At 45.4% G+C, this 23,779-nt stretch carries 23 protein-coding genes; 15 read left to right on the forward strand and 8 right to left on the reverse strand.

Annotated features, from left to right (window positions below; genetic code table 11):
- Positions 1 to 284: 284 nt before the first annotated feature.
- Positions 285 to 1,265, reverse strand: coding sequence for a DALR anticodon-binding domain-containing protein (locus tag QUA42_RS17915; RefSeq protein WP_333138751.1), 981 nt, complete (start codon positions 1,263 to 1,265; stop codon positions 285 to 287).
- A 355-nt stretch (positions 1,266 to 1,620) separates the two neighbouring features.
- Between QUA42_RS17915 and QUA42_RS17920 the strand changes: the two genes are divergently transcribed.
- The 5 genes from QUA42_RS17920 to QUA42_RS17940 all read left to right on the forward strand — a co-directional run bounded on the left by QUA42_RS17920 (position 1,621) and on the right by QUA42_RS17940 (position 6,282).
- Positions 1,621 to 2,460, forward strand: a complete 840-nt coding sequence (locus QUA42_RS17920; RefSeq protein ID WP_445301332.1) for a Crp/Fnr family transcriptional regulator — start codon at positions 1,621 to 1,623, stop codon at positions 2,458 to 2,460.
- A complete protein-coding gene (locus QUA42_RS17925) occupies positions 2,396 to 3,253 on the forward strand; it encodes an HAD-IB family phosphatase (RefSeq protein WP_333138753.1) in 858 nt (285 codons plus the stop codon). Before QUA42_RS17920 ends, QUA42_RS17925 begins: the two co-directional genes overlap by 65 nt.
- A gap of 239 nt (positions 3,254 to 3,492) precedes the next feature.
- Positions 3,493 to 4,128 carry a methylthioribulose 1-phosphate dehydratase gene (gene mtnB / locus QUA42_RS17930; RefSeq protein WP_333138755.1) on the forward strand — a complete coding sequence of 212 codons (636 nt, stop codon included), beginning with the start codon at positions 3,493 to 3,495 and terminating at the stop codon, positions 4,126 to 4,128.
- Positions 4,129 to 4,206: 78 nt separating this feature from the next.
- Positions 4,207 to 5,244, forward strand: coding sequence for a patatin-like phospholipase family protein (locus tag QUA42_RS17935; protein WP_333138757.1), 1,038 nt, complete (start codon positions 4,207 to 4,209; stop codon positions 5,242 to 5,244).
- Between the two features lie 225 nt (positions 5,245 to 5,469).
- Positions 5,470 to 6,282, forward strand: a complete 813-nt coding sequence (locus tag QUA42_RS17940) for an MlaE family lipid ABC transporter permease subunit (protein ID WP_333138759.1) — start codon at positions 5,470 to 5,472, stop codon at positions 6,280 to 6,282.
- Positions 6,283 to 6,442: 160 nt separating this feature from the next.
- Here the strand turns inward: QUA42_RS17940 and QUA42_RS17945 are convergent, their stop codons facing one another.
- Positions 6,443 to 7,951, reverse strand: coding sequence for an SGNH/GDSL hydrolase family protein (locus QUA42_RS17945; RefSeq protein ID WP_333138761.1), 1,509 nt, complete (start codon positions 7,949 to 7,951; stop codon positions 6,443 to 6,445).
- Between the two features lie 207 nt (positions 7,952 to 8,158).
- Between QUA42_RS17945 and QUA42_RS17950 the strand changes: the two genes are divergently transcribed.
- From QUA42_RS17950 to QUA42_RS17965, 4 genes are all read left to right on the forward strand, one after another.
- Entirely contained in the window at positions 8,159 to 8,503 is a 345-nt protein-coding gene (locus QUA42_RS17950; RefSeq protein ID WP_015174589.1) for a hypothetical protein, read from the forward strand.
- 171 nt (positions 8,504 to 8,674) lie between these two features.
- Positions 8,675 to 8,923, forward strand: coding sequence for a hypothetical protein (locus QUA42_RS17955; protein ID WP_333138763.1), 249 nt, complete (start codon positions 8,675 to 8,677; stop codon positions 8,921 to 8,923).
- A gap of 244 nt (positions 8,924 to 9,167) precedes the next feature.
- Complete coding sequence (locus tag QUA42_RS17960) at positions 9,168 to 9,293, forward strand: hypothetical protein (protein WP_333138765.1); 126 nt, start codon at positions 9,168 to 9,170, stop codon at positions 9,291 to 9,293.
- A 349-nt stretch (positions 9,294 to 9,642) separates the two neighbouring features.
- Positions 9,643 to 10,035: a hypothetical protein gene (locus tag QUA42_RS17965; RefSeq protein ID WP_333138767.1), complete on the forward strand. Its 393-nt coding sequence runs from the start codon at positions 9,643 to 9,645 to the stop codon at positions 10,033 to 10,035.
- A 115-nt stretch (positions 10,036 to 10,150) separates the two neighbouring features.
- On the opposite strand, the gene QUA42_RS17970 is transcribed toward QUA42_RS17965, so the two are convergent.
- Positions 10,151 to 11,437, reverse strand: a complete 1,287-nt coding sequence (locus QUA42_RS17970) for a glycoside hydrolase family protein (RefSeq protein WP_333138769.1) — start codon at positions 11,435 to 11,437, stop codon at positions 10,151 to 10,153.
- Positions 11,438 to 11,685: 248 nt separating this feature from the next.
- Positions 11,686 to 12,345 (reverse strand): NAD(P)H-binding protein, encoded by a 660-nt coding sequence (locus QUA42_RS17975; protein WP_333138771.1) that lies wholly within the window; start codon positions 12,343 to 12,345, stop codon positions 11,686 to 11,688.
- 121 nt (positions 12,346 to 12,466) lie between these two features.
- Here QUA42_RS17975 and QUA42_RS17980 point away from each other — a divergent pair, with 121 nt between their 5' ends.
- From QUA42_RS17980 to QUA42_RS17990, 3 genes are all read left to right on the forward strand, one after another.
- A complete protein-coding gene (locus tag QUA42_RS17980) occupies positions 12,467 to 13,183 on the forward strand; it encodes a DUF1997 domain-containing protein (protein ID WP_333138773.1) in 717 nt (238 codons plus the stop codon).
- Between the two features lie 866 nt (positions 13,184 to 14,049).
- Positions 14,050 to 16,263, forward strand: a complete 2,214-nt coding sequence (locus tag QUA42_RS17985; RefSeq protein ID WP_333138775.1) for an ATP-binding protein — start codon at positions 14,050 to 14,052, stop codon at positions 16,261 to 16,263.
- Between the two features lie 226 nt (positions 16,264 to 16,489).
- Positions 16,490 to 17,947 carry a response regulator gene (locus QUA42_RS17990; protein ID WP_333138777.1) on the forward strand — a complete coding sequence of 486 codons (1,458 nt, stop codon included), beginning with the start codon at positions 16,490 to 16,492 and terminating at the stop codon, positions 17,945 to 17,947.
- Between the two features lie 156 nt (positions 17,948 to 18,103).
- On the opposite strand, the gene hisG is transcribed toward QUA42_RS17990, so the two are convergent.
- Positions 18,104 to 18,748 carry an ATP phosphoribosyltransferase gene (hisG, locus tag QUA42_RS17995; protein ID WP_333138779.1) on the reverse strand — a complete coding sequence of 215 codons (645 nt, stop codon included), beginning with the start codon at positions 18,746 to 18,748 and terminating at the stop codon, positions 18,104 to 18,106.
- 198 nt (positions 18,749 to 18,946) lie between these two features.
- Between hisG and QUA42_RS18000 the strand changes: the two genes are divergently transcribed.
- From QUA42_RS18000 to rppA, 3 genes are all read left to right on the forward strand, one after another.
- Complete coding sequence (locus tag QUA42_RS18000; RefSeq protein WP_333138781.1) at positions 18,947 to 19,213, forward strand: hypothetical protein; 267 nt, start codon at positions 18,947 to 18,949, stop codon at positions 19,211 to 19,213.
- A gap of 132 nt (positions 19,214 to 19,345) precedes the next feature.
- Positions 19,346 to 19,996: a glutathione S-transferase family protein gene (locus QUA42_RS18005; RefSeq protein WP_333138783.1), complete on the forward strand. Its 651-nt coding sequence runs from the start codon at positions 19,346 to 19,348 to the stop codon at positions 19,994 to 19,996.
- 52 nt (positions 19,997 to 20,048) lie between these two features.
- The gene (gene rppA, locus QUA42_RS18010; protein ID WP_333138785.1) at positions 20,049 to 20,735 is read left to right on the forward strand and encodes a two-component system response regulator RppA; all 687 of its coding nucleotides are present in this window, start codon (positions 20,049 to 20,051) and stop codon (positions 20,733 to 20,735) included.
- Positions 20,736 to 20,891: 156 nt separating this feature from the next.
- Here the strand turns inward: rppA and QUA42_RS18015 are convergent, their stop codons facing one another.
- The 3 genes from QUA42_RS18015 to QUA42_RS18025 all read right to left on the reverse strand — a co-directional run bounded on the left by QUA42_RS18015 (position 20,892) and on the right by QUA42_RS18025 (position 23,776).
- Positions 20,892 to 21,728, reverse strand: coding sequence for a metallophosphoesterase (locus tag QUA42_RS18015; RefSeq protein WP_333138787.1), 837 nt, complete (start codon positions 21,726 to 21,728; stop codon positions 20,892 to 20,894).
- A gap of 572 nt (positions 21,729 to 22,300) precedes the next feature.
- Positions 22,301 to 22,786, reverse strand: a complete 486-nt coding sequence (msrA, locus tag QUA42_RS18020) for a peptide-methionine (S)-S-oxide reductase MsrA (protein ID WP_445301333.1) — start codon at positions 22,784 to 22,786, stop codon at positions 22,301 to 22,303.
- A gap of 27 nt (positions 22,787 to 22,813) precedes the next feature.
- Positions 22,814 to 23,776 (reverse strand): DNA polymerase III subunit delta', encoded by a 963-nt coding sequence (locus tag QUA42_RS18025; RefSeq protein WP_333138789.1) that lies wholly within the window; start codon positions 23,774 to 23,776, stop codon positions 22,814 to 22,816.
- Positions 23,777 to 23,779 lie beyond the last annotated feature (3 nt).

Below are 23,779 nucleotides of genomic sequence, written 5' to 3' on the forward strand. Positions count from 1 at the left end.
AGGAGCACAGCCATAGATGCAAGCTAAAAATCATTTCTCTCAAAAGCCAAAAGAAAGATTACTTAAATAAATTATAAAAAATAAGAATGCCCAAATTACCGAAATATTAATAATAATTATATAAATAGCTAAGTTTTTATATTTTTTTTTCTGCGATAGTAGGTTACTGAATTCTTCAGGATGAACCCTATAAAATAGAGAGCTTTTCAGATGGAAGAAGTCAAGGTAACTTTCGGGAACCCACCTTTTATTATGAATAAAGGTTGCTAAAAATGAGAACCCAATCAAAGTTCTAAAGGAGCAAGAGCGTTAAACAAATTTTCTAGTATAAATCGCAGCAAAGATTGAGTTGCAAATATTAAACCTAATCGCGCTTGGGCGAGTTTTGGCTGTTCTATTTTAACTTCTCCCCAAATTCGGCACTGGCTGTAAAAAATCTGAAAGGCTTCGCTCAAACTATTGGCTAATTTGAAATAATTAACAGGTTTTTCGCGGTTTTTCACCTCAAAAGTAGGATATAAATTGTCTAGCACTGTTAACAGTTGCGATATTAAACGGCGTTCTGCTGGATGCACTAACCGCAGTCGATCGCCCTCGTCAATCCAAGGGATAGGATTTGGACTCGCCAGCGACCAAATTTCCGGCGCTGTAGTGACATCGGGCTGGGCGATCGCAATTATCCGATCGCGGTGGGCCATTCGCAGCAGGGAACAGCAGCGCGCGTGGCTGTATTGAATGGGAAACAGTCGATCGGCACACACAACAGAATCTAATATTTTAGATCCTGAAACTGGAAGGTTCGTTTGAGCTAAACGCTGCAACCAGACTGCTAAACCTGCATCAGTCAACTCCATCTCGATCATTCCCCCCGGCGCTACTTTAACGGCGAAATCTGGGTAGCACAGCGGTTCGAGTGTTTCGGCCAACTCGGCGGCGATTGTCTGCGGTGTCTGCTGCCAAGTTTTAGCCAATTTCAGGGCGATCGCAGACACGTACAGCACCCGCGCGCTATCTTTACTTCGATTTAACGGAAATATTGCACCCTTCTCAATAAGCTTGTTATGGGCGGGCAGGATGCCCACGCCACAATCAAATTCACTCTTTGTGGAACAGGCATCTTGCCTGTTCTTGAAAAGGCTGCCACCTATGGGATTTAACGGAATTTGGGCCAGTGTTCCCTGCTGGGCGATCGCGCTTTGGAACATTGAAAGCAAGAAACACTTCACTGTAACTTCCGGGCACTGTGAGATCTTTGCTGTATCCATATCGGCTCATCCTACCGTAAAAGCAACGATCAACTGTGACCGCTTGCACTTTTCTTGTACGTTAAACTGCGGATGTCAGGGATAGTCGATCGCCTCCCCCGGACGGGGCTAAATCGAATTAATCGGCTTTCTAGCGATTTTGGGGCTAACTATACAATAATTTACGACAAATTTTTTGCTGAACTATACCATTTTAATGTATTTTTTGCTACATTAAATGTTTCGGTAAAACACAGAAAAGTCAGCATAGTTAAGAAGCGTGCAAGCTTGATCGGGGGTTGGTTGTCTCACTTTGTATCGCACTGCTGGCAGAAGCTGTTTTTCTCACTATTAAATATATCCCAGAGCCTCACTTATGCAATCAACTTCCACACCTCTAGAGACTATCGATCGACCTTTTATCACTTGGCAGCGAATTATCGACTGGGCCCAGGAACACTACCGCTGCCGCACTTTTAGCAAAGACGAGCGGATTCCCGCAAGACCCGGACTGCTGTATTTAGTTCAGAAAGGTTCTGTGCGGCTCGTAGGCAGCGCTCAAGTTAGCGCTGCTGCGGCGAAGTCAAAATCCGCTGAAAAAACTACAGAAGAAGCTTTTTTGGGCTTCGTCGGCGCTGGACAGCCCTTTGAACTGGTTGCTCAGTCTCCTTTTACTCTCCAAGCTTACGCTCATGCCGATCAAACTCACGTAGTGTGGATGTACTGGCACGACTTGGATAATTGGCCTCACTTTCGTAGGGAAATTTTGGATGCGTTTCGCTACCAGCACCAGCGGAAACTTCTCTGGCTGAGCACTTTGGGACAGCGCCGGACGATCGACCGACTGTTGGGATTTCTCACTTTGTTGATCGAGGAGTTCGGCGAACCTTACGTAGGTGAGGGCGAACCGGATGTGGTTCGGGGCTACCGGCTGCCTTGGGCCTTGACTCACGCTCAAATTGGCAGCGCGATCGGGTCAACGCGGGTGACTGTGACGCGCCTGATGGGTAAGTTGCGATCAAAAGGTTTGATTAATACTGAGGATGATAATTTAATCTGTTTGCCGGCTAAGTCTAACCCCCAAAAGACAAAAAACCAACAGCAGGACTTAGAAGATTCCCTGGAAGATTCTCTGGAAGATTCCCTGGAAGATGAAGATTCCCTGGAAGATGAAGATTCCCTGGAAGATGAAGATTCTCTCGAAGAATCTGCATAAAATCCTGCGGGAAATTGCCAACAAACAGCGCGTCACTATTAGTTTCGGGGCGTCGCGCTCGTTCGCTCGACAGTGTACGATGAATTGTGTAAATTTTTCCCGTTCTCGAAAGGTGCGACTGACAATGACCGATGACAAGCAAAAATCTTCAATCCCGAACAATCAGCAACGGGTGGTATTCTGCGACTTTGACGGCACGATAACTGTGGAAGAAACTTTTGTGGCAATGCTCAAGCATTTCGCACCGGAATTGTCGTCTCAACTAATGCCTGAAATATACGCTAGAAGGCTGAGTTTGCGATCGGGAGTGCGGCAGTTACTAGAGTCTATTCCCTCTGAATGTTACGGGGAAATTGTGGAATTTTCTAGGGGAAGGCTGATGCGGCCGGGATTGTTGGAATTGCTGGATTTTTTGGATGAGAAAAAGGTAGATTTTGCGATCGTGTCCGGCGGTCTTCGGATTATGGTAGAGACGGTAATGGGCGATTTGGTACACCGGGCGAGCGTTATTTACGCTGTGGATGTGGACGCTAGCGGCCCTCGGTTGCAAGTCAATTCTGAGTTGGAAGGAGATGAGGAATTGGTGGCTAAGGTGCGGGTGATGGCGCAGCATCCGGCCGAAGAACAGGTGGCGATTGGAGATTCGCTGACGGATTTTAATATGGCTTTGCAGGCTTCGTCGGTGTTTGCGCGCGATCGGCTTGCCCAGTATCTAGACGAACAGCAAAAGCCTTATACTAAATGGGATAATTTTTTTGATGTGTTGGAAAGTTTGTCCCAGAAATGGAATTGAAACTATAGCCTTTCTCAACAAAGGCTATATGTGTATTGGTAAAGTGGGCAGTACCCAGCCTAGGTTTACATAAACCCCCGACTACTATTGTCAATAAGCCTATTACGGGCGGGCGAAGAAGTGTTCAACCCACAAAAAAATTACTCTTTGTGGAACAGGCATCTTGCCTGTTCTTGAAAATAGTACAAAATTTCACTATTAACCTAAAAAGTAGATAAAAAACTGAGGATTTATAAAAAATGAGTGGCGATTTGAGATCGGATTTAATTGCAGCAGCCAAACATTTTTACGATCGCGGTTGGATGGTTGGGACTGCTGGCAATCTTTCAGCCCGCTTGCCAGATGGCAGTTTTTGGATTACTGCTAGCGGCCGCGCCAAAGGGCAATTAACTGAACAAGATTTTATCAGAATGAACTCAGACGGCGCAATTGTCGAGAAACCTGTTCCCGACAGCCGCCCTTCAGCCGAAACCAGCATTCATTTAGCCGTTTACAATTGTTTTCCAGACGCTAAAGCTTGCTATCACGTCCACTCCATCGAGGCAAATTTAGTTTCTCGGCTAACAGCAGGAGATGCAGTGCCTTTACCCGCGATCGAAATTCTGAAAGGTTTGGGGGTGTGGGAGGAAAACCCGCAAGTGTCGATACCCCTCTTTACAAATTATTTAGAAGTCCCTAAGATAGCCAAGGAAATTTGCGAATTCTTTGCCATTTGTGCGCCCTCTGTACCCGCTTTGTTAATTCGCGATCACGGCATCACAGTCTGGGCAGATTCGCCAGCCGCCGCTTACAATTACGTAGAAATTGTAGAATACATTTTTCGCTATACGATCGCAGCCCGCCAATTAAATTTAGATTTGAGATGGGAGAGCTGAGATTGAGCGGTGCATGAATTCGGAGGCTGGGGAATTTGAGATTAGGAAACGAGCAAACATCTAGAATAGGCAACAAAAATGGCTAAATATACCAGAATTTTATCCATAGATGGAGGGGGAATTAGAGGGATTATTCCGGCGCAAGTTGTAGTTAGCATTGAGTCAATGCTGCAACAAAAAAGCGGCAACCCGGAGGCGAGAATAGCTGACTATTTTGATTTAATCGCGGGCACAAGTGCGGGAGGAATTTTAACTTGCATCTATTTGTATCCTGACGCCAAAAATCCCACCCGACCTCGGTGGTCGGCCGAAGATGCTCTTAATTTTTCGATTGAGAGCGGCCGCGACGTTTTTAAGAGTTCGTTGTGGCAAAAACTCAGATCTATAGACGGTTGGATAGATGAGAAATATCCCGGCGAGCGCTTAGAACAATTCTTTTTGGAAAACTTTGGAGATTACCAACTCAGCCAACTCCTGAAACCTTGTTTAATCTCCAGTTACGACATCGAAAGGAGAAAAGCTCACTTTTTTGATCAAATAGATGCTAAAGAATATCCAGCCGAAGACTATTTGATTAGAGATATCGCCAGAGCCACATCTGCAGCTCCCACTTTCTTTGAACCTACCAAAATCCGCTCTTTGACCAACGAATCCTACGCTTTAATTGACGGGGGAGTTTTCGCAAACAATCCCGCACTTTGTGCCTATGCAGAAGTTAGAAATAAATTCAGAATTCCCGACGATCGCCATGATAAAGGCCCGACAGCAAAAGATATGGTAATTTTATCGCTGGGGACAGGAGAAGCTCAGAAAAAATTTCCCTACGAAGAAGCGAAAAATTGGGGTCAAGTTGAGTGGGTTCAGCCTTTGATTAATATCATGATGACGGGAGTTGCTGAAACTGTAAATTATCAACTAATCCAAATTTATGATGCGGTTGAAAGACCCAATCAATATTTGAGAATTACTCCAGATTTGAGCCACGAAGAAGACCCGCTGCCGATTGATGATGCCTCGGAAGAGAAGATATCGGCACTGGTGAGAATTGGCAAGGCTCAAGCCGAAAAGAATAATGAAGAGTTGGATAAGTTTATCGACTTGTTACTTGCGGAGTAGTCCTAGGGTTTGAGATTTTAGATTTTAGATTGGGAAATGAGTGATGATTACCACAGAACCAATCACTGCCAATCTAAAGTCTAAAATGGCATAGCGCACCAACTGCAGGGCAAGCCGACTGAAAATATATGTTGACAAATCGTGCAATAATTGCTGTAGGATTGCCGAAAATCAGTAGGTGGCAGTGCTTCGCCCTGTTTGCAATTAATCGCGAACCCTCAGTCATTGGTTAAAAAAGACCAAGAAAAGCCCGATCGACATTTAGATGAAACTTTCAATAACAGGTGGTTTCAGCGGTTTTTCGTGACGTTGTTCCTGGGCGGCCAAGTGCTGCTACGCATACTGCAAGGCAAAATTGACCGTCGCAAAATCATGGAACATTTAGTAACAGTAGGCCTGGATTCTTTCCGATCCGTGCTGCTAATAGCCTTTTTTGGGGGCATGATTTTTACATTTCAATCAGCCAGAGAATTGGTGCGCTTTGGCGCGGTTGGGGCGATGGGAGGTGCGTTTGCTGTGGCATTTTGCGGCGAATTAGCACCACTTTTAACGGCGGGCGTGGTGGCGGGACAAGTAGGTTCGGCCTTTGCGGCGGAGATAGGAGAAATGCAGGTGACGGAACAAATAGACGCCCTGTATATGTTAAGAACAAATCCGGTTGATTATTTAGTAGTGCCGAGGGTGATAGCTTGCTGCATCATGCTGCCGATTTTAACAATTTTTTCGGTAGCGGTGGGGATTTTGGGCGGGCTATTTGTAGCGGTTCATTTTTATAATTTGGAACCGTCGGTATTTTTGGAATCGGTGCGGACTTTTTTGGGGCCTTGGGATTTAGTAACTGTGGTGATTAAAAGTTTTATTTTTGGGTTAATAATTGCCCTTGTCGGTTGCGGTTGGGGATTGACGACGGTGGGCGGAGGGAAAGGAGTAGGCCAAGCTGCCACGGCGGCGGTGGTAACTTCTTGGGTGTTGATTTTTGTGGCGGATTTATGTTTATCGCTGTTGATGTTTCACGAGTTGGGGATTCCTAGAAGTTGATAATCTTGGCGATTATAGCAGGAGTCAAGGTGCTTAAATATTAAGGGTTTGAACAATCATCAACGCCCTACGCCGCCAAGGCGATTGCTATAAAATAAACATGAAGATTTTTTGAGCCGCAGATGAAGGCAAATAAACGCCGATCAAATTGCATCAGCGTTTATTTGCTTTCATCCGCTGAGTTCTGCGGTTTAAGACTCTCAACTTTAGATGGTAGATTGGAGAAAGGAGGGCGATACACTCGAATTGCCTCAATAGGCACTTTCCCATCTGTTTCGGGGACGATTTCGAGGGTGTGTTTGGAGTTGCTCAAATTCTGAGCCAATGTTGTAGAATACTCGCGGCTTGAATCTGCAATTTGTGGAGGAACGTATGAATCCACAAACATTGGTCGCACCTGCCAGGAAATCTCAAAGCCTTTAGGCGTTGGTTTTTTAGAGTATTCATAAGAATTTTTCAGCCACCAGTTTCTCGGTTCAATCACGATGCGGCCGGAGTTTGAGACAAACATTTCGTCGTTTGTACCGCTGCCGTCGTAACCTGTTTTAGAACCTACAACGTCAAATTTAAACTTGCTGGCGTCGCTGTTAATCTCAGTAATTACGGCTTTCCAATCTTCGACGATTAGCGGTTTTTGGCTGGATACTTGGAGAATAGCGGGCCAAGGAACGCCAAGGCTAGCGCTAGGTCTGGTGATGCTGTAAAGTTCAGGAAATTCTGAGGGTTTTTTGCCGTCGATCGCAATTTTAGCAGAAATTGCCTGGCCGTTGAAGGTTTTATCGGCGATCGCATCTATTCTATTTCCTTCAAATTCTAAAACCAACTTGCCATTTTGCCACTTAACATCCCTGCCAACTGTATAGGTTTTCACTAAATCCTGCGGCGGTTGAGAAGAATTTGGCTTGTATCGCAGATGCGGTTTTATCAGAGCAGCTAGGAGAAAGTTTCCCCAATCGTTAAGGTGAATGCTGTCGCTCAATAGCTGTTGTGGCTGCAAGCGATTGTCTTTCAAATACCTGCGCCAAGGTTCGCGAATTTCCGCGATTTCACAGCCATACTTATCTGCCAACTCCGGCAGCAATTTAGTAGAATGAGTGTTGTGCCATTCGTATCTGCTGACTGAATTGGGATCGTCGCTGTTGCCTGTTGGCATCCAGTCGATGTGGTCTGAATGCAAGAGTATTTCGCTAGCAGTCCGGCTGCGGACATTGGCAATTATGGCTTCGTAATCTTCACCGCCTCCGTAGACGTGAAAAATTAGCAAGTCAGGATAAAAAGGATACAAATCGTGTTCGCTGGGACGGATTAAAATCGGCGCGGCAAATCCTCCGATTGCCCGATTTTCCACAATCAAATCTGCATTGGGGAATCGCTGTCTCAAATCCTTCACTACATCTTGCCACCAATCTTGCTGAGTGATGGATTGACCGTAGAATAGGATACGCACTTGGCGGCGGTCTGTTGGAGTGCTAGCTGCAAGTAGCCCCATCGTCCTTTGAATCCTCGCTCCAAAAGTAGCACTATTTTCAATAGGAGCGGGTGGGGGGAATGGCGTATCGGCAGCTATTTTTTTGATGAGCGGAACTAACAGAAAGCTCAGACACAAAAAAAGCAGCAACAAGTAGCGATAAATCTTGGATTTTCTGCTATTTCCTTGGTGTTTTGCCATTGTTTTATTTTTTCCTGTCCGTTTCACTTCGCTCAAGGCGACTGTGGGATGAATGCTACGCCTCTAATCAGTAGCTGTAGCCTGCTTGTGGGCGCACCTCACGAGTAGCTGTAGTGTAGGCTGTATGGAAATATATTACCAAATTGAGCGCGACAAAAAGTGATATAATGCCAGCTAATTAATTGCAGGAGATCGATCGCACGTCAAATGGATTACAAAACAGCCCGCAGTTTTCTGATCGACCAAGGAACCGCCCTGGAAACCAAGAAAAATCCCGACGCCTTCCTGATGCGTCTCAAACAAGGTCAACCGCCCGTACCCGGACAGGTGACATCGATTTTATTAGCTTTAAAAATATTGTTTGAAGGGCTGCAAGAATCTCCAATGCTCGATCGACAATTGATCTCGGCACTGCATTTACTGTCAGTAGAAGGTTTGCAGCAATTTGAAGCTGGACTCCGCAGAGGAGTTTCTTGGCCACCGCTGCTGAAGGAAGACTTAAATCGAATTGCGATCGCAGTCAAGAATATATTTTCCGGTGTCTGGCAATAATTAGCTCGGCAACCACCGATCCCGATACCTACCGCCAGCCGACTGAATTTTTTTCTACAATTTTTTCTACAATTTTTTGTAAAATTTTATGTTAAAATTGCTACATTTACCCTCGAATTGTGGCATCTTAATATAAGAATCAGTTCTCAAAAACAATTGGAGAAACTACTCATGAATACCGAAGAAAAAGCTAGACAACTAATTGCACGAGAAAGACAGCATAGCGAACACTTGCAAGACTCTATGCTCAACCGTTCCTCCCACGAGCTAGAAACACCTGGGGAGGGAATTGCTGAAGAAAAAGCCAGAGAATTAATGGCTCAAGAAAGGCAGCACAGCGAACACCTGCACGACTCTATGTTAAGCCGTTCCTCCCAAGAGGTAGAGGCATCGGTCACACCCGATGACACTCACAAATAAATTTTGTTAACACAAGACTTACGGACACCTACCAAGAAACCGGGTTTTTATACCATTTTTCCTACCATAACAAAGGGCTGTAAAAATGTTTTTGTGTAAACAACCAGGTTTCTCCGTCCCGGAAGAGTTCAGTACAGCAAAACTCTACTCAAATCGAGGAGAATTTTAGGTGTAATCAAAACAGGCCTTGCTCGGTTTGCAGCCGCTATCACAAACATCCACGCGCCAAATATAGCAATAGAAAATGCCAAGTTCTACTGCTCGCGAAAGCTTTCGAGGGATGCCAAAAGAGGTGGCAGTCCCGCTAGCGCTGCCGACACCAGAGCCTCATCTTTGTAAACTCGCGATCGGAGAATACGGGTACTTTTAGACGCAGAGGTGAAAGAGCCTCCCCGTTGGGAATTTCCGGTTTCAACCCGCCCTAAATTTTTTGTTTCTCGGGTCACGCAAAAAATAGCAGTATCCTCGCAGTATCGTCAATTAATCCCTAATAGGGGCCCGTAAAAATTTTCATGGCTGGCTAAATATTTCTATTATTACTCAGATAGGTAACAGAGATAAAAGCATGAAATAATTATTCACGATAGCTAGGGCTCAACTTAAACTGCATCACAACTTTTATTAATTTGTTACACGGCGCGTTTGTTTAAGCCGATCGCCCACAGAGACTCAGACACCAGCAACCAAAATCACCGATTTCACAGGAGGAACGCGGATCAATGATGCTAACTCTTAGTCCAGTAACAGTGATAAGTCAAATCAAGCCGACTGTCGAAATCTTGCGCGACGGAGACTACCGCTACCGAGACTCCTTTGCGATCGATCGACCTTTCAGAGAAATTCAATTTCGCAAACAAGACAGATACATCACCGGCAGCGATTCAGACAAACGCACGGGCAAAAGTTACTGCTTCCGTGGCATCCCCCAGCACAACAACATTATTAACATCACGGTAGCGATCGAAATTTCCCCAAAAACAGCACAGCAAACCGAGTGGAAATTAGCACCGGGAAACCCCATTAATTTCGACAGGCTTTATCCCCTGCAAGCTGGACCGGGATTAGAATTGTACAAATGTTTGACAGCATTTTTACTTAACTTGAAAGATTAGTTATTCGTTACTTATTAGTGGTTATTTTTTAATCGCTTTGGCTTGTTAATGACCAACAACATTCGTTAACAGTCAACCGTCAACAGTCAACTGTCAACAGCCAACATTTAACTCCCTAAGCACCAGCATTTTCCAATTCTTCCCGCAGCATTTCCCGGTAAACTTTCGGCAAACGAGAACTCATAGAATTGTTCTCAATTCCATATCCCAAACTCGTCCAAGTTCCCGAAAGCATCCGCAATACGTCCGTTAATCTTTCCTGCCGCAACATCTCAGAAATATCAGCTTTCCAAAACTTGCGATCGCTCAACCAAGCATAAACCACAGCATCCTGATCTTCTGGTTCAAAACTGTAATCTTCCCAAAATAAAAAATTAGCACGACGGGCCTGATAGCGCTTAGCCTTCTCCTTCCAAGTCGTAGTCAGAAATTGATACCTGCCCGCAGCGGTAGTACACTTGCCTCGATTCGGGCCATTAACAATCTTCACGCACCAGTCAGGATGCCGGCTCAAATCTAATATATATTTGCCACCGTAAACCACGTGATAAGGCCGAGAAACATTCGACTCGCTAGCAGAAATAGTTCGCATCAAGGCCCGAATATAAGGATCGCCCGTTTTCATAGCCAGCGGCGGGAATTTTCTCACCCCGCTTACCGACTGCGACAACTGCTGATTTCCCCGCCAACTGTCAACCAAAAAAACACCGCCGCCAATCACAGCGCCGATTAAAAGTATAAATCCGAGGATTTGAATCTCCGATCCCCTCAGCAAACCTCTTTTTCGACGGCTCAATTTCTCAGCTTCCAGCAAGGTCATTTCCATTTCCGCAAATTCGGCTAATTTTCGAGCCGCCCGCATCCGGCGCACCCGAAAATCGTATTGATATAGGGGGGCGGCTACCAGCGTTAGACTCGATAAAACCCCCGCCAATTTAATCAGCCAGAAATCTAATTCACCGGCTACCGCAACATTTGTCAGAGTAGATATTCCTGTTAGTAACTGAGCCGGATCGATCGATCGCGCTGGCCAATAATAAATCGCAAGTTGCACCAACAGCGACAGATTAAATGCAAAAAAAATCACTACAACAGCATTCAAGCCTTCTCGCAAGTGCGATCGAATACCAGTGTGCCGGCGCTTGAACTTGCGCGCAACGCGAAAGCGCCCCGGCAGCATAATTAGTAAGGGATTTAAGATTTTGACGGCGAACAAATGAAAAACAAAAAACACAGGCAACTGAATCAGCCAAGCCGCCAGCAGTAGAGTCAGAAAGCCGATATCGTCGCTGACAAAAGGAATGCCCCTGCGAAGGACAAAACTAAAACTCTGAGCGAGAGCAAATGCCCTTAACCACGAAATCGGATAGGGGAACCAAGCTGGCCACTTGAGAGTTTTCATGCTGGGAGAGAGAAATTTCAACGGCGAATCGTAAAACTATTAAGATTTTGCCAGATTTGGCGATCAGAAATTTTGGAAGTGCGATCGAGCTTACATCAGACACCAATGTCAGTAACAGGCTTTCCGGCCTGTTCCACAAGACTTACAGGTAAGATGCCCACCTCACAAGAACTTTGATTTCTTGTGAGGTGGGCATCTTGCCCGCCCCAAAGATACCAGTTAAATGCACAAAAGCTGATGAGCTCTAATCAAATCACACTGGCAAACAACTCCTCAAAACTCTTTTGCGGAGCCTCCGACTTCGCCACAATTTCCACAACCTTATTGCGAGAAGCCGGCTGAAACAGCGCCTCCACGCACACTTGGGCTACCTTGGTGCGGGGAATGCTGCTCTCAAACATTTTGTCCGCACCAGTCATGACGATCGCATCTGAATTATCCTCATTTTTGAGACCGCCCGGACGGACGATCGTATAAGTCAAACCGCTTTTTTGCAAATACTCCTCGGCTTGCTTCTTCCAAACCAGAATCAGCCAGAACAAATTCAGCGGGTGAAAAAACTGAGAGACGCACAGAGAAGTCACCAGCACAAAATGCTCAATGCCCTTAGCATTAGCTGCATCCACCAAATTTTTAGTACCTTCAAAATCCACCTTGTAAGGCGCTGTCGGGTCAAAACCAGGGGCGGCCCCTGTCGCACACAGCAATACCGTACTATCGCCGATGGCATCGCCCAGGGAAGTCGCATTTAATACATCCCCAGTCACTAACTCAGCCTCCGGTGGTAAAATTTGTCTAGCTGTGTCTAGATTTCGGACTAAGGCACGTACGGGAATACCTCGCTTGACTAATTCTGCGACGATGCGGCGGCCAGTCTGACCTGTGGCTCCTGCTACAAATGCTTTCATAAGTCGAGTTATGCTGGATTAGGGTAAGTTTTGTTACTATCAATTTCTCAATTGTAGGGAGAAAACTCCCTTAACACATCCCCAACCGGATCGATTGGCGTGTATAACAGGAGAGCATACGATGAAGCAGGATTCCGCTGAATATCAAACTGTTGAAGCTTCTGACGAAAATTACTACCCAGATGCGAGTTTCCGACAGCCGGAAAGTCAAAGCGCGGATGCAGGAGAGGAGGAAGTTGAGCCGATTTGGTTTCACACGCATTTTGAAGACAGCATGGAGATGTACGCCGATGCGGAGACGGTGGCAAACCATTTGAACAACCACAAGACTTGGTTTTGCCAGTGCGCTTCGCCGATGAAGGCCGAGCCGCTCGGAGAAAACGGCTACGATTTATTAATCGGGCGTTTTGGGGCTTTCGGCTACCGTGTTGAAGCGAGAATTGGTTTAGAGTTGCTGCCACCTGACGCTGAAGGCTGCTATTTGATTAAGACTATTCCGGTTCCGGATTATACCTCGCCTGGGTATGAAGTGGATTTTCGATCGGCAATGAAGCTAGTGGAGATACCGTCTCAGGAGTTTGCCGCCGATTGGCCGAGCTCGGAACGTGCTAAGCTGCCGCCTGCGATTACCAGCGCTACGTGGAAGCTGGATTTGGCTGTGGGAGTTTGCTTTCCCAAGTTTATTCGATCGATGTCTCAACCTTTAATAGAAAAAACCGGCGATGCGCTTTTGGAAAAAATCATCAAACAAGTTAACCGGCGCTTGACTTATAAAACTCAGGTTGTTTTTCACGAAAGTTTGGGCATTCCTTTTCCGAAAAATCCTAAGAAACATTAACAATACTTACGCTCTAACCTGTACTGCATTTAAATTGTATGTTAAGTGCGGCATCTCCTGCCCACCCCACAAGAGTAAAAATTTATTTTTCTCTGCAATTTAAATGCGGATTAGCTTAACTCACATTTGTAGGGTGTGCACTGCACACCTTACTCATAATTGCGATCGTAATAACTCATACCATTGTAGATTTTCGACTTCGGCGTGAGCGCTCAGTCGCACAATTTTAGATTAAATTATTGGGAATAACTGATTTTGTATGGGTTGGGATCACGAGCAGACAGTTGCTTTTTTGAAACTGATATCACCGTCTCCTGGTGCTTAGGGCGCGCCTTATACCTATGTTTTTAAATCCAACACTTGCTTGAGCAGTTAATCCAAATAACCAAGTTATTGCTAATAAAACTTAAGGGTAAGGTCATGATTGCATTTGACATATAGCAATCCTTGCAGGAGCCGTAAATTTTTTACCCCACCCCAACCCTCCCCGAACCCGCTGGGAGTCCGTAAGAAATTCACAAATGATTTATGATTGCTATATGCTGATTTATTATCATCGGAATTAGTTTTTATTATGGGTCAATTTAGCACAGGGTTGGACACAAGAGTTTCAAGTCAGATGCCATCAAGTTCGACAGCATTGTTATTAAAAGATTCTGCTTCTGTCATAATGCTTTCCCTCCTTATTGCCTCATGATTAAGCAGTGTAGCCGACGCAGTTCAAAGCGGGTTCCGAGCGCCCTCCGAAACTAGCAAGTGTCTCAGATCACAAGGCCGATCGATCGCCCTCACTGCCCAAAAACATAAAATTATGTCACATTAAGTAAGGAGTTATAAAATAACTCTTGCCATATCCCTAGAAAGTTATGACAACGAAACTAAGAGCTAAACACACAGAGAAAATGGAGAGAGACTTGCACCAGTTGAGGGCAGACCAAGAACTGATTCTCAATCAAGTAGACAATGCGATCGCTCTGTTCGACTCGTCTGATTGCTTAGTTTTGTTTAACAAAAAATTGGCGGGAATCTGGGGACTGTCCCCAGAATGGCTGGAAACAAAGCCGAAGTGCCACTTGCTGTTTGCGGAAATTGTCGATCGGGGTTACTTGTCAGTTCAGCAGTGGCAAGAGTTTCAGCAAGCGCTCGAAAAATCTCAGCAGGAAAGTTTATCATTTTATTTCGAGCAATCCAATGCGGTTTGTTTGGAGGTGTGCGCCACGATTACCAACAGCGGCGGACGGCTGTTTACCTTTCGAGACGTTACGGTATATCAAAACTCCCAAGCTAGTTTGAATGCAGAAGTCAGACGGCTGAGATTTCTTTTAGGTTTAACCGAACGCCTGCAAAAGTCTGACAATTTGCAAGAAATAGGTCAGTTTGCCCTCACCTATTTAGTAGAGGCAATGAATGCAGCTTTCGGAGATGTCAAGGTGATTAACGGCAAGGGAAACGATCGGCAAGCGGCGGCGATTTCCAACCACATTTCTGGTCAATTTCTGGCTACTTACGGGGAACCAGTAGTCGCAGCAATGCAAGAATTGCTCGACCAAGGCATTCCCTACGGCATCGGTTTGCTGTGGGAAGTGGTGAAAACTGGTAAACCTTTGTTCGTAGAGGATTATGCCCAACATCCCAATGCCGTGCCGAAATTTCGGCATCCAGGAATTGGACAACTGGGCATTTTTCCGATCGCAGCCACCGACGGTACAATTATTGGCGTACTGACGCTGGAGTCCCGCAACGTCAAAAAACTGCAAACCGCCCTCAACCAAGAAGTGCTAGAGGCTGCTTGCCGGACTCTGGGGGCGGCGATCGAGCGGGCTCAGACACAAGAAAACCTGCGCCAAGTTAACGAACAATTAGAGTATTCTTCTCAGTTGAAATCTGAGTTTTTAGCCTCGATGTCCCACGAATTGCGGACGCCTCTCAACAGCATTCTGGGCTTTTCTGACTTGCTGCTGCGGCAAACAGCCGGACACTTGAGCGATCGACAAATCAACTATGTAGAACTGATCGAAAAAAGCGGCCAGCACTTGTTGCAGCTAATCAACGATATTCTCGATCTTTCTAAAATTGAAGCGGGGAAAGTAGAACTAAACTTACAGCCTGTTCGTATTCAAGAACTCGCGACAGACTGTCTGAAAATGATGCAGCCACGGGCCGACAAAAAGCGAATCGGTTTGTCTTTAGAACTCGACAACCGTATTACTAAAGTTTGGCTCGACGAACGGCGAGTGCGACAAATTGTGATTAATTTACTTTCCAATGCCATCAAATTTACCCCCGAACAGGGACAAGTCAAACTCAGCGGGCGTCTGGCCTACGGCAGCGAAATAGACGGCGACTACCGACCGGATTGTTCTCCTATAAATGCCAGCACTCCTTATTTTTGTGTTGAGGTGAAAGACTCCGGCATCGGCATTCCTCAAGACCGCTGGCACTTGCTATTTCGACCTTTTCAACAGGTGGATTCTTCCCTGACTCGGAGGCACGAAGGTACAGGTTTGGGTTTGGCTTTGACTAAGCGTCTGGCAGAATTGCACGGGGGAACTGTTTCTTTTCAATCTGTTTGCGATCGGGGAAGTCTTTTCCGCGTTTGGCTGCCGTTGACGGAGATGCGTCAACAGTTGGGAAACTTTGCTTCTTGCGCTTTGGATACCAAGTTAGTTCCTGCTTCTGCGATTGCTTTACCAATTGCCAGGAAGCGGATTTTGGTTGTCGAAGACCAGCCTTTTAACCAAATGTTAATTTCTGAGGTGATGGAATTGGAGGGGTACGGGGTAGAGATACTCGCGGATGGGAAGGCGATGGCCGATCGTATTCTCGCCGCCTCAGCAGCCCCGGAGTTGCTGCCGGATTTGATTTTGATGGACATTCAGTTGCCGGATGTTGACGGCTTTGAGTTGATGCGCCGAGTTAAAGCAGATCGTGTCTGGGATTCGGTACCGATGATTGCGGTGACGGCGATGGCGATGCCCGGTGACAGTGAGCGATGTTTGGAAGCTGGCGCTTCTGCTTATTTGAGCAAGCCACTGGATTTGAATTTGACGATCGCTACTGTCCGTTCTTTTCTTGGCTAACAATAATTATTTGCAGTTCCAGCAGTGCCATTTATGATAATTGATAACAACAAAGGTTAAACTCAATAGTAGATAAATATCTATATGACTTGCCCGCACTTGCCTCCGAAAACCTGTTCCTACGAAAAATATCGAGTTTAGTAAGGAGAAATATACCAATCAACCCGTTTTCGAGCTTCCCCACGCGCAACTCCCGAGCTAAATTCAATATATTATATCATATTCCATGTCAAACAAGTCGCCCTGCATCATGTTGGTTGATGACGAGCCAGCTAATCTGACTTTACTGGAAGAGTTATTGCACCTGAAAGGATACGCTACAGTATCAGCGCTATCTGGCCATGAAGCGCTCTCCCTTGCCCGCGCCTCTCGACCCGATTTAATTTTACTAGATATTATGATGCCGGAGATGAACGGTTTTGATGTGTGCGAGATCCTGCGGAAGGATACGGCATTGCAAACTGTACCGGTGATTTTTTTGACGGCCCTCGATGACGATACCTCTCGCATCAAAGGGTTAGAAATGATGGCCGATGATTATTTGACAAAGCCTTTTAACAGTCGTTTGTTGCTGGCAAAAGTGGAAAATATTTTGCAGTTGAGTCAAATGCGATCGCAAGCTGTATCTTCCCTATTCAACCAGCAAGTCAGAGAGCAAAGCAAACGCCAAATCGCCGCAGCTTGGGAAGCCAACGAATATCTTTCAGAAAAATTTCAGCTATTTGTGCCAGAGCAAATTCTCGAGCGAATTGCGCCGCAAGGAATAGAATCTATTCAGTTGGGCAATGCCACAGAAGAAGAGTTGACTGTTTTATTTTGTGACATTCGCGGGTTTACTACGATCGCCGAATCTCAACAAGCTCGCGAGACTTTTGAATGGTTGAACGCTTTTTTTACTAAAATGAACGAGTGCATAACGTCTCACGGCGGGTTTATTGACAAATACCTAGGGGATGCAATCATGGCAGTATTTGACAAGCCAAATTCTCACGCCATGGATGCGATAGAAGCCGCAGTAGCAATGCAAGAAACTTTGCAAGAATTTAATGCCAGTCGCCACCAATACAATTTAGAATCTCCCGTCAATATTGGTACGGGAATTAACACAGGTATCGGCATGATCGGCACTTTAGGTTCCGATCGCCGCATGGACTCTACAGTCATCGGCGATGTGGTAAATACAGCTTCTCGTTTAGAAAATTTAACTAAAATATACGGCTGCCAAATTATTGTTAGCGAAAATGCCATTGTTCATGCGAGAGAATTTCTAAATGGCATAACTTCCAACTCCCACTCAAAAGAAAGTCTATTATTAAAGTGCGACTTAGAAGTGGAAACACAGGAGAGTATTATTTCTACTTCTGGGGCGACTGCTGCTGACAGCCATTTGCCCCGCAACAATTATTACTATCGCTGGATCGATCGAGTAACCCCGCGCGGCAAGCAGGAAGCTATTGAAATCTACGAAATCTGGAGCGCCTCCTGTCCCGACTCGGAGGCAAAGCAGCTTACCCAGGGTTTATTTGACAAAGGAATTCAAGGATGGCAATCCGAAAGATTTGTCGCAGCATTGGGGTATTTTCAGCAACTAATCGAACAAAACCCTGCTGATACAGTCGTCAGTTTTTATATAAATCGCTGCCAGGAAAAACTAGGTTTTCTACCTGCAAATAGCAGTTCATAAAGATTTAACTTCTAGGGCGGGCTAGAAGCCCAGCCCACAATAGTTTAGACCTATTGCAAAAGTCGCTAACTATCCTGTATTGCATCTGCGTTGCGTCTGTGCTTTCCGTATCAATGAAAGATTTATGCAATAGGTCTACTCTAATTGGAGTTAGCATCAAACAGTCGTCAAAACTTGCTCTCTCAACTTCCCGATCAATTCATTCACCCCCCCCGAATTCAAACGGTAACTCAGAGGATGACCGATCAAATAAGCTGAACTTTCAAACAAAACATCAATTTCCACTAAACCATTTTCTCGCAAAGTTTTGCCAGTCGAAACCAAATCCACAATTGCCTCCGACATACCCGTAATCGGCCCTAACTCCACAGAACCGTAAAGCGGCACAATTTCCACCGGCAAATTCAAATTGTGAAAATATTCCCTTGCACAGTGTACGAATTTTGAAGCAACTCTACCGTGAGGAGGTAAATCCACAGTTCGTCGATAAGAACTAGATTCCTTCACCGCCACCGACAGCCGACACTTGCCAAATTTTAAATCAATTAAATTGGCAACTTTCGGCTTTTTTTCCCGCAAAACATCATAGCCAGCAATCCCCAAATCCGCTTGACCGTATTCCACATAAACCGGTACGTCGTGCGTCCTTACTAGCAAAGCTTTGGCAGTGCCTGTCGGGTCATAAATTTGAAGTTGTCGGTTAGAGGAATCGAGAAAAGCACTGAAGTCTAATCCAACCGATTTAAACAGCCGAATGCTATCTCCTAACAATCCGCCTTTGGGAAGTGCAACAGTAATCATGTCAATTTTTAGAGTGTAAATTTCTCAAGTTGGGAAGGGGGCGATCGCGGTATAAGCAGAAACAGCTTTTACCAAACTCAGAATAACACATAGAGTTCATAGCAAAAAATAAATTTTTGGTCTTGCTCGATCCTTTGTTTGGGTATATATTATATTTAGTAACTTTTTCTTGACTCACGTTTTTCAAGGGCGGTCAGTATGGAAAACAATCAAGAGTTTGAGATTCAACAAATTGACGGAAATTTTCACAGTGTAGACCTGGATTCCCTAAAAAAAATTACAGTAGATGAAATCCTCTCAGGCGGTGGTGTAGAGGTCAAGGAAATGCCCTATATAGTGGCCGTACCTACCGCTAACGATGCCAAAATCCACCGAGACAGATCATTTAATGCCAAATCAAGTGTGTTCGATACAGCCCTCCGATCGAAGTTTGCAGAAAAACGCGGAAGGCTGGGAGGGTGTTAATGTAAAATGCTTGCAGAGGCTGGTGCAGACCACGGGGCGATAGCCCGATCGCCATTGTGTGTCACGCCTTTGTGTATTCAACTCTAAAACTTAAAATTTAACTGGCGATCGCCAATAGCTGACAGCTAAACTATGACCGAATTGACACTTGTTATTGGTAATAAAAATTATTCCTCTTGGTCGCTGCGCGCTTGGCTGGTGATGAAACAAGCTGGACTGGAATTTGCCGAGGTGAGAATCCCCTTAGACTGGCCTACAACGCATGAAGAAATTCGGCGCTATTCTCCCTCGGGAAAAGTGCCAGTTTTAATCGACGGTGATCTGAAAGTGTGGGAATCTTTAGCAATTTGCGAATACGTTGCCGATCGCTTTGCAAATGATTTGTGGCCCACAGATGTAGCGGAACGGGCGATCGCCCGTTCCATCTGCGCCGAAATGCACGCGGGGTTCCAAAATTTGCGCGAAAATATGCCGATGGACTGCCGCAACCGCTATCCGGGAGAAGGGATGACTGCCGGTGTCGAAGCAGAGATCGATCGCATCTTTTCCATTTGGCGCGAATGCCGCCAAAAATTCGGGACAGGCGGCAATATGCTATTCGGAAAATTCACAATTGTTGACGCTATGTTTGCCCCCGTTCTCATGCGTTTTGTCACCTACGGAGTCAAATTCGATTCAGTAACAAAAGCCTATGCGGATGCGATTTTGACCTTGCCTGCCATCCAGGAATGGGTAGCAGCAGCTTGCAGCGAAACGGAAAGTATTCCACATATTAAAATCTAGTACAAATCAGTTTACTTAACCTAAAATCTCAAATCTCAAATTTAAAATCAGGATGCGGATTCTTTTAGTTGATGATGAAGTTGAGTTAACTGACCCTTTGAGTCGAGTCTTAACGCGCGAAGGTTATACAGTTGATGTGGCATTTGACGGAGCAAGTGGCAGCAATTTAGCAATGCAGGGCAATTACGATTTGCTAATTTTGGATTGGATGCTGCCGAGACAAACTGGACTGGCAATTTGCCAGAAGTTGCGATCGCAAGGACGGAATACGCCAGTGCTATTTCTCACCGCCAAAGATACCGTAGACGATCGCGTACAAGGACTCGACGCGGGTGCAGACGACTATTTAGTCAAACCTTTTGAACTGCGAGAACTGCTAGCCAGAGTCCGCGCCTTGCTGCGGCGGCCTCCTACTTTTGATGTCGAGCTTGCTATCGGGCGGCTGCAAGTTGCAGATTTACAGCTAGACTACGACAATCAATTAGCTTATCGGGGCGATCGCACAATTGACTTATCTGAAAAAGAATGTCAGTTATTAGAATACTTAATGCGCCATACTGGTCAATTGCTAACACACGAACAAATCCACCAGTATTTGTGGAGTGAAGCAGAAAAACCCAGCAGCAATGTATTAGCCGCTCAAATTCGCCTGCTGCGCCGCAAAATAGAAGCCCCGGGCGAATCGGTGCTAATTCACACAGTCTACGGCAGAGGCTACCGCTTTGGAGAAGCAAATTAAAAATAATATAAATTGTACAAAAATCATTTTTACTTTTTCCCTCTTCCTTCTTCCTGACATCCGTTACATCCGAAGAAAGCGAATCCGTTGCCAAACTTCCTTTTTCCTTCTGCTATATTATCTATTATCAGGAAAGTATGCACCCTAAACAAGCCTTTACGTATCTTGACAAACCAAAGTAATTACTGTCACCTCCGGGGGACAAAATAGCCTTCCCGGCGAATAAGTTCCCAAACCCCGATTCACGTACAGCAAATTACTCCCCACCTGATGCAAACCGCTAGCCCATTCCCAGTGAGTAACTACTCGATCGCAAGCCGACAAAAAAGGAATGAACTTTCGGATTCGTTTAGGAATAAAATAGCCAATTTTTCTGACCCAAGCGTACAAAGGGCCGATACCGGGAATAACGATTTGACCGCCGTGAGTGTGCCCAGACAACTGCAAATCAATCCGCCAATTTTGCAGCTTTTCAGCAGTATCAGGATTGTGAGACAATACAATCCGAGGAATCGCGGGATTGATTGATGCCATTACAGGTTTAGGCGCAAAATCGCCCGACCAAAAATCTGCTAACCCAACTAAAGCCAATTCTGAACCCAAAGGATAGATTGCTTCGTTGTACAAAACCCGAATCCCGACGCTATTTAAAGCATTAGCAACCTGTGTTTTTGCCTTCGGCCAATAGTGGTCGTGATTGCCCAAAACCGCGTAAATTCCCACCCGACTTTGCAAGTTTTTCAATCGCTGCACTAAGGTGTAAATAGGTGCGGGGTCGTAGGTAATAAAGTCACCAGTTAAAACAATCAGGTCGGGTTCGGCTTCATTTGCTGCCGCAATCGCCTCTTCTAGCAACCATTCCGACAGCCGCACCCCGTCATAGTGAAAGTCAGTAAGCTGGACAATTTTAGTACCGGATAGATTTGCTGGAAGATTAGCGATCGGTATTGTTAAATACTCTATTCGCAGTTTCCCAGTTAATAACCTGTGCATAAATCTAAAGTTTATTGATGACAGAGCGCCACCTTTAGCTTAGCAAATAAACAAGCAAGACTGCAAAACTAGATATTCTTCCCTTTTCCTTCTGTCATCTGACTAATAACTACTAATTGCTGACTAATGACTACAGTCCGGGACGCAAAAACCGGAATTACTCAAGAAAATTGAAACAGAAATTCTCAATTTTCCTTTAGGCTTTATTTCAAAATTGTTTTGGTCTTACGCGCCCAACTAATACAGCATTTTTATAATCTTATGACTTGCGTAACGAGCTGTTTAAAACGCGCTCGCTCTTCTTCCGACTGGCATTCCCCGCCCCGCATCTATATTCTTTTGGCAATTGTCAAAGCTGAGATTGGTGCCGCATCCCCATCGCATCGACCTACCACGGGGGATTGCCCCTACCAAACACTATCTCATCACTAATGATTTATTACTGAGTAGATGGAAATAAACATGGTTTGGGGGAGGCAGAGTTTTGCATTAATAATAAAGTGGTGGCTAGTATAGATCATTAGCTTACCAGCCCCTAAAATTTTTTATTTTTGGTTGCGTATGCCTACTTTTTAACTAATGACTTTTGACGAAAGCCGCTTCTTCTCAATATATTGCTGGTGGTAATCCTCTGCCATATAAAATTCACCAGCAGGTTTGATTTCGGTGGCAATGTCTTTGTCGTATTTACCGGAACTTTGCAATTTGTGTTTGGAGAGGCGAGCGGCTTTTTCTTGTTCGGAATTGTGATAAAAAATTACAGACCTGTACTGTTCGCCTCTATCGGGGCCTTGGCGATTGATTTGGGTGGGATCGTGACAGTTCCAGAATACATCTAGCAGTGCTTCGTAACTCACCTGCGATCGATCGTACTCTACGAGCACGGCTTCAGCGTGACCGGTGACTCTGGCGCAAACATCTAGGTAGCAGGGATTCGGCCAGTGACCTCCGGTGTAGCCCGCAGCAGTCGAGACGACACCCGCAACAGCGCGAAACTTGTGTTCAACTCCCCAAAAACAACCGGCGGCAAATGTGGCTTTTTCCATTGTGTTACTCATCGTATTGCGCTCAAACTCGGCACTAAATTATGCTTGACATATTCCCATTAGTGTGCATTCCCAAACTAATCGCGGCTGTACGTAGTTTAGCAAATATTGTCGTGCTTTCTCCAAGGGTTCTAAGGGCGATCGACTAATTCCCCCTGCCAAAAATTGCTGCCAGTAACAGTGTTGTAAATAATCGATTAACCACAACTGAGATTCAGTATCTAAAGTTTTATCAATTTCCTTGGCCAATTCCAAAGCCGACCGCAGATTTTGAGGCAACTGCTTCACCTTTTGCAGCAAATCATCCGGTATTGATTGCAGTTGCTGCCAAATAGCAATTGCCTCGCCAGGACTGCCTTGAGCCATCCCCAGTACCTCGGAATGAGCCAAAATCTCCGCGAATCCGGCTTGTTGCAAAACTTGTGCCATTGCTTCGGGATTCAGCCGAGAAAACTGAATTTTTTGACAACGAGAAATTAAAGTTGGCAGCAAAGCTTCCACAGTCGGAGCCATTAAGATTAGCGCTGATTTTCCCGGTTCTTCCAAGGTCTTCAATAAGCCGTTAGCGGCTCCCTCACCCATTGTTTCTGCTTGTTCCAACACTACGACTGAACGCGCAGCTTCTAGCGGCGGTCGGCTGAGAAAATCACCTATTTCTCGAACTTGTTCTAAGCGAATTTGTGGTGGTGCTTTCCGCTTTAAACCGGCTTCCTCTGCTTCCTTTGGTGTAAGCCGTTTGCCTTGATTCATATAAGTGGGTTCTACCCAGAGTAAGTCTGGATGATTTCGCTGCCTCACGCGATTTTGCACGGAGGCTATTAGTCTGGTTTCGGGAAGATTGGCTGAGAATAAAAGCTCTATGAAAGACTGAGCAGCTAAACTTTTGCCGATGCCGTTAGATCCGACAAATAAATAACCAGGAGCAATTCGGTTGCGAGCGACTGCTTGAGTTAGCAATTCTACTGCTCGCTCTTGTCCGATTAATGATGTAAAATAATCCATGTT

The organism is Microcoleus sp. Pol11C2 (assembly GCF_036701505.1).
Lineage (GTDB): Bacteria > Cyanobacteriota > Cyanobacteriia > Cyanobacteriales > Microcoleaceae > Microcoleus.

Bases quoted from the DNA above. Each gene is read 5' to 3' on its own strand.
- QUA42_RS17965 (WP_333138767.1), top strand. From the start codon at position 9,643: ATGATGCTAACTCTTAGTCCAGTAACAGTGATAAGTCAAATCAAGCCG.
- msrA (WP_445301333.1), bottom strand. From the start codon at position 22,786: ATGAGTAACACAATGGAAAAAGCCACATTTGCCGCCGGTTGTTTTTGG.
- QUA42_RS18005 (WP_333138783.1), top strand. From the start codon at position 19,346: ATGACCGAATTGACACTTGTTATTGGTAATAAAAATTATTCCTCTTGG.
- QUA42_RS17990 (WP_333138777.1), top strand. From the start codon at position 16,490: ATGTCAAACAAGTCGCCCTGCATCATGTTGGTTGATGACGAGCCAGCT.
- QUA42_RS17980 (WP_333138773.1), top strand. From the start codon at position 12,467: ATGAAGCAGGATTCCGCTGAATATCAAACTGTTGAAGCTTCTGACGAA.
- rppA (WP_333138785.1), top strand. From the start codon at position 20,049: ATGCGGATTCTTTTAGTTGATGATGAAGTTGAGTTAACTGACCCTTTG.
- QUA42_RS17925 (WP_333138753.1), top strand. From the start codon at position 2,396: ATGAAGATTCCCTGGAAGATGAAGATTCCCTGGAAGATGAAGATTCTC.
- mtnB (WP_333138755.1), top strand. From the start codon at position 3,493: ATGAGTGGCGATTTGAGATCGGATTTAATTGCAGCAGCCAAACATTTT.
- QUA42_RS17920 (WP_445301332.1), top strand. From the start codon at position 1,621: ATGCAATCAACTTCCACACCTCTAGAGACTATCGATCGACCTTTTATC.
- QUA42_RS17985 (WP_333138775.1), top strand. From the start codon at position 14,050: ATGACAACGAAACTAAGAGCTAAACACACAGAGAAAATGGAGAGAGAC.
- QUA42_RS17975 (WP_333138771.1), bottom strand. From the start codon at position 12,345: ATGAAAGCATTTGTAGCAGGAGCCACAGGTCAGACTGGCCGCCGCATC.
- QUA42_RS17955 (WP_333138763.1), top strand. From the start codon at position 8,675: ATGAATACCGAAGAAAAAGCTAGACAACTAATTGCACGAGAAAGACAG.
- QUA42_RS18015 (WP_333138787.1), bottom strand. From the start codon at position 21,728: ATGCACAGGTTATTAACTGGGAAACTGCGAATAGAGTATTTAACAATA.
- QUA42_RS17935 (WP_333138757.1), top strand. From the start codon at position 4,207: ATGGCTAAATATACCAGAATTTTATCCATAGATGGAGGGGGAATTAGA.
- QUA42_RS18025 (WP_333138789.1), bottom strand. From the start codon at position 23,776: ATGGATTATTTTACATCATTAATCGGACAAGAGCGAGCAGTAGAATTG.
- QUA42_RS17915 (WP_333138751.1), bottom strand. From the start codon at position 1,265: ATGGATACAGCAAAGATCTCACAGTGCCCGGAAGTTACAGTGAAGTGT.
- hisG (WP_333138779.1), bottom strand. From the start codon at position 18,748: ATGATTACTGTTGCACTTCCCAAAGGCGGATTGTTAGGAGATAGCATT.
- QUA42_RS18000 (WP_333138781.1), top strand. From the start codon at position 18,947: ATGGAAAACAATCAAGAGTTTGAGATTCAACAAATTGACGGAAATTTT.
- QUA42_RS17960 (WP_333138765.1), top strand. From the start codon at position 9,168: ATGCCAAGTTCTACTGCTCGCGAAAGCTTTCGAGGGATGCCAAAAGAG.
- QUA42_RS17945 (WP_333138761.1), bottom strand. From the start codon at position 7,951: ATGGCAAAACACCAAGGAAATAGCAGAAAATCCAAGATTTATCGCTAC.
- QUA42_RS17950 (WP_015174589.1), top strand. From the start codon at position 8,159: ATGGATTACAAAACAGCCCGCAGTTTTCTGATCGACCAAGGAACCGCC.
- QUA42_RS17970 (WP_333138769.1), bottom strand. From the start codon at position 11,437: ATGAAAACTCTCAAGTGGCCAGCTTGGTTCCCCTATCCGATTTCGTGG.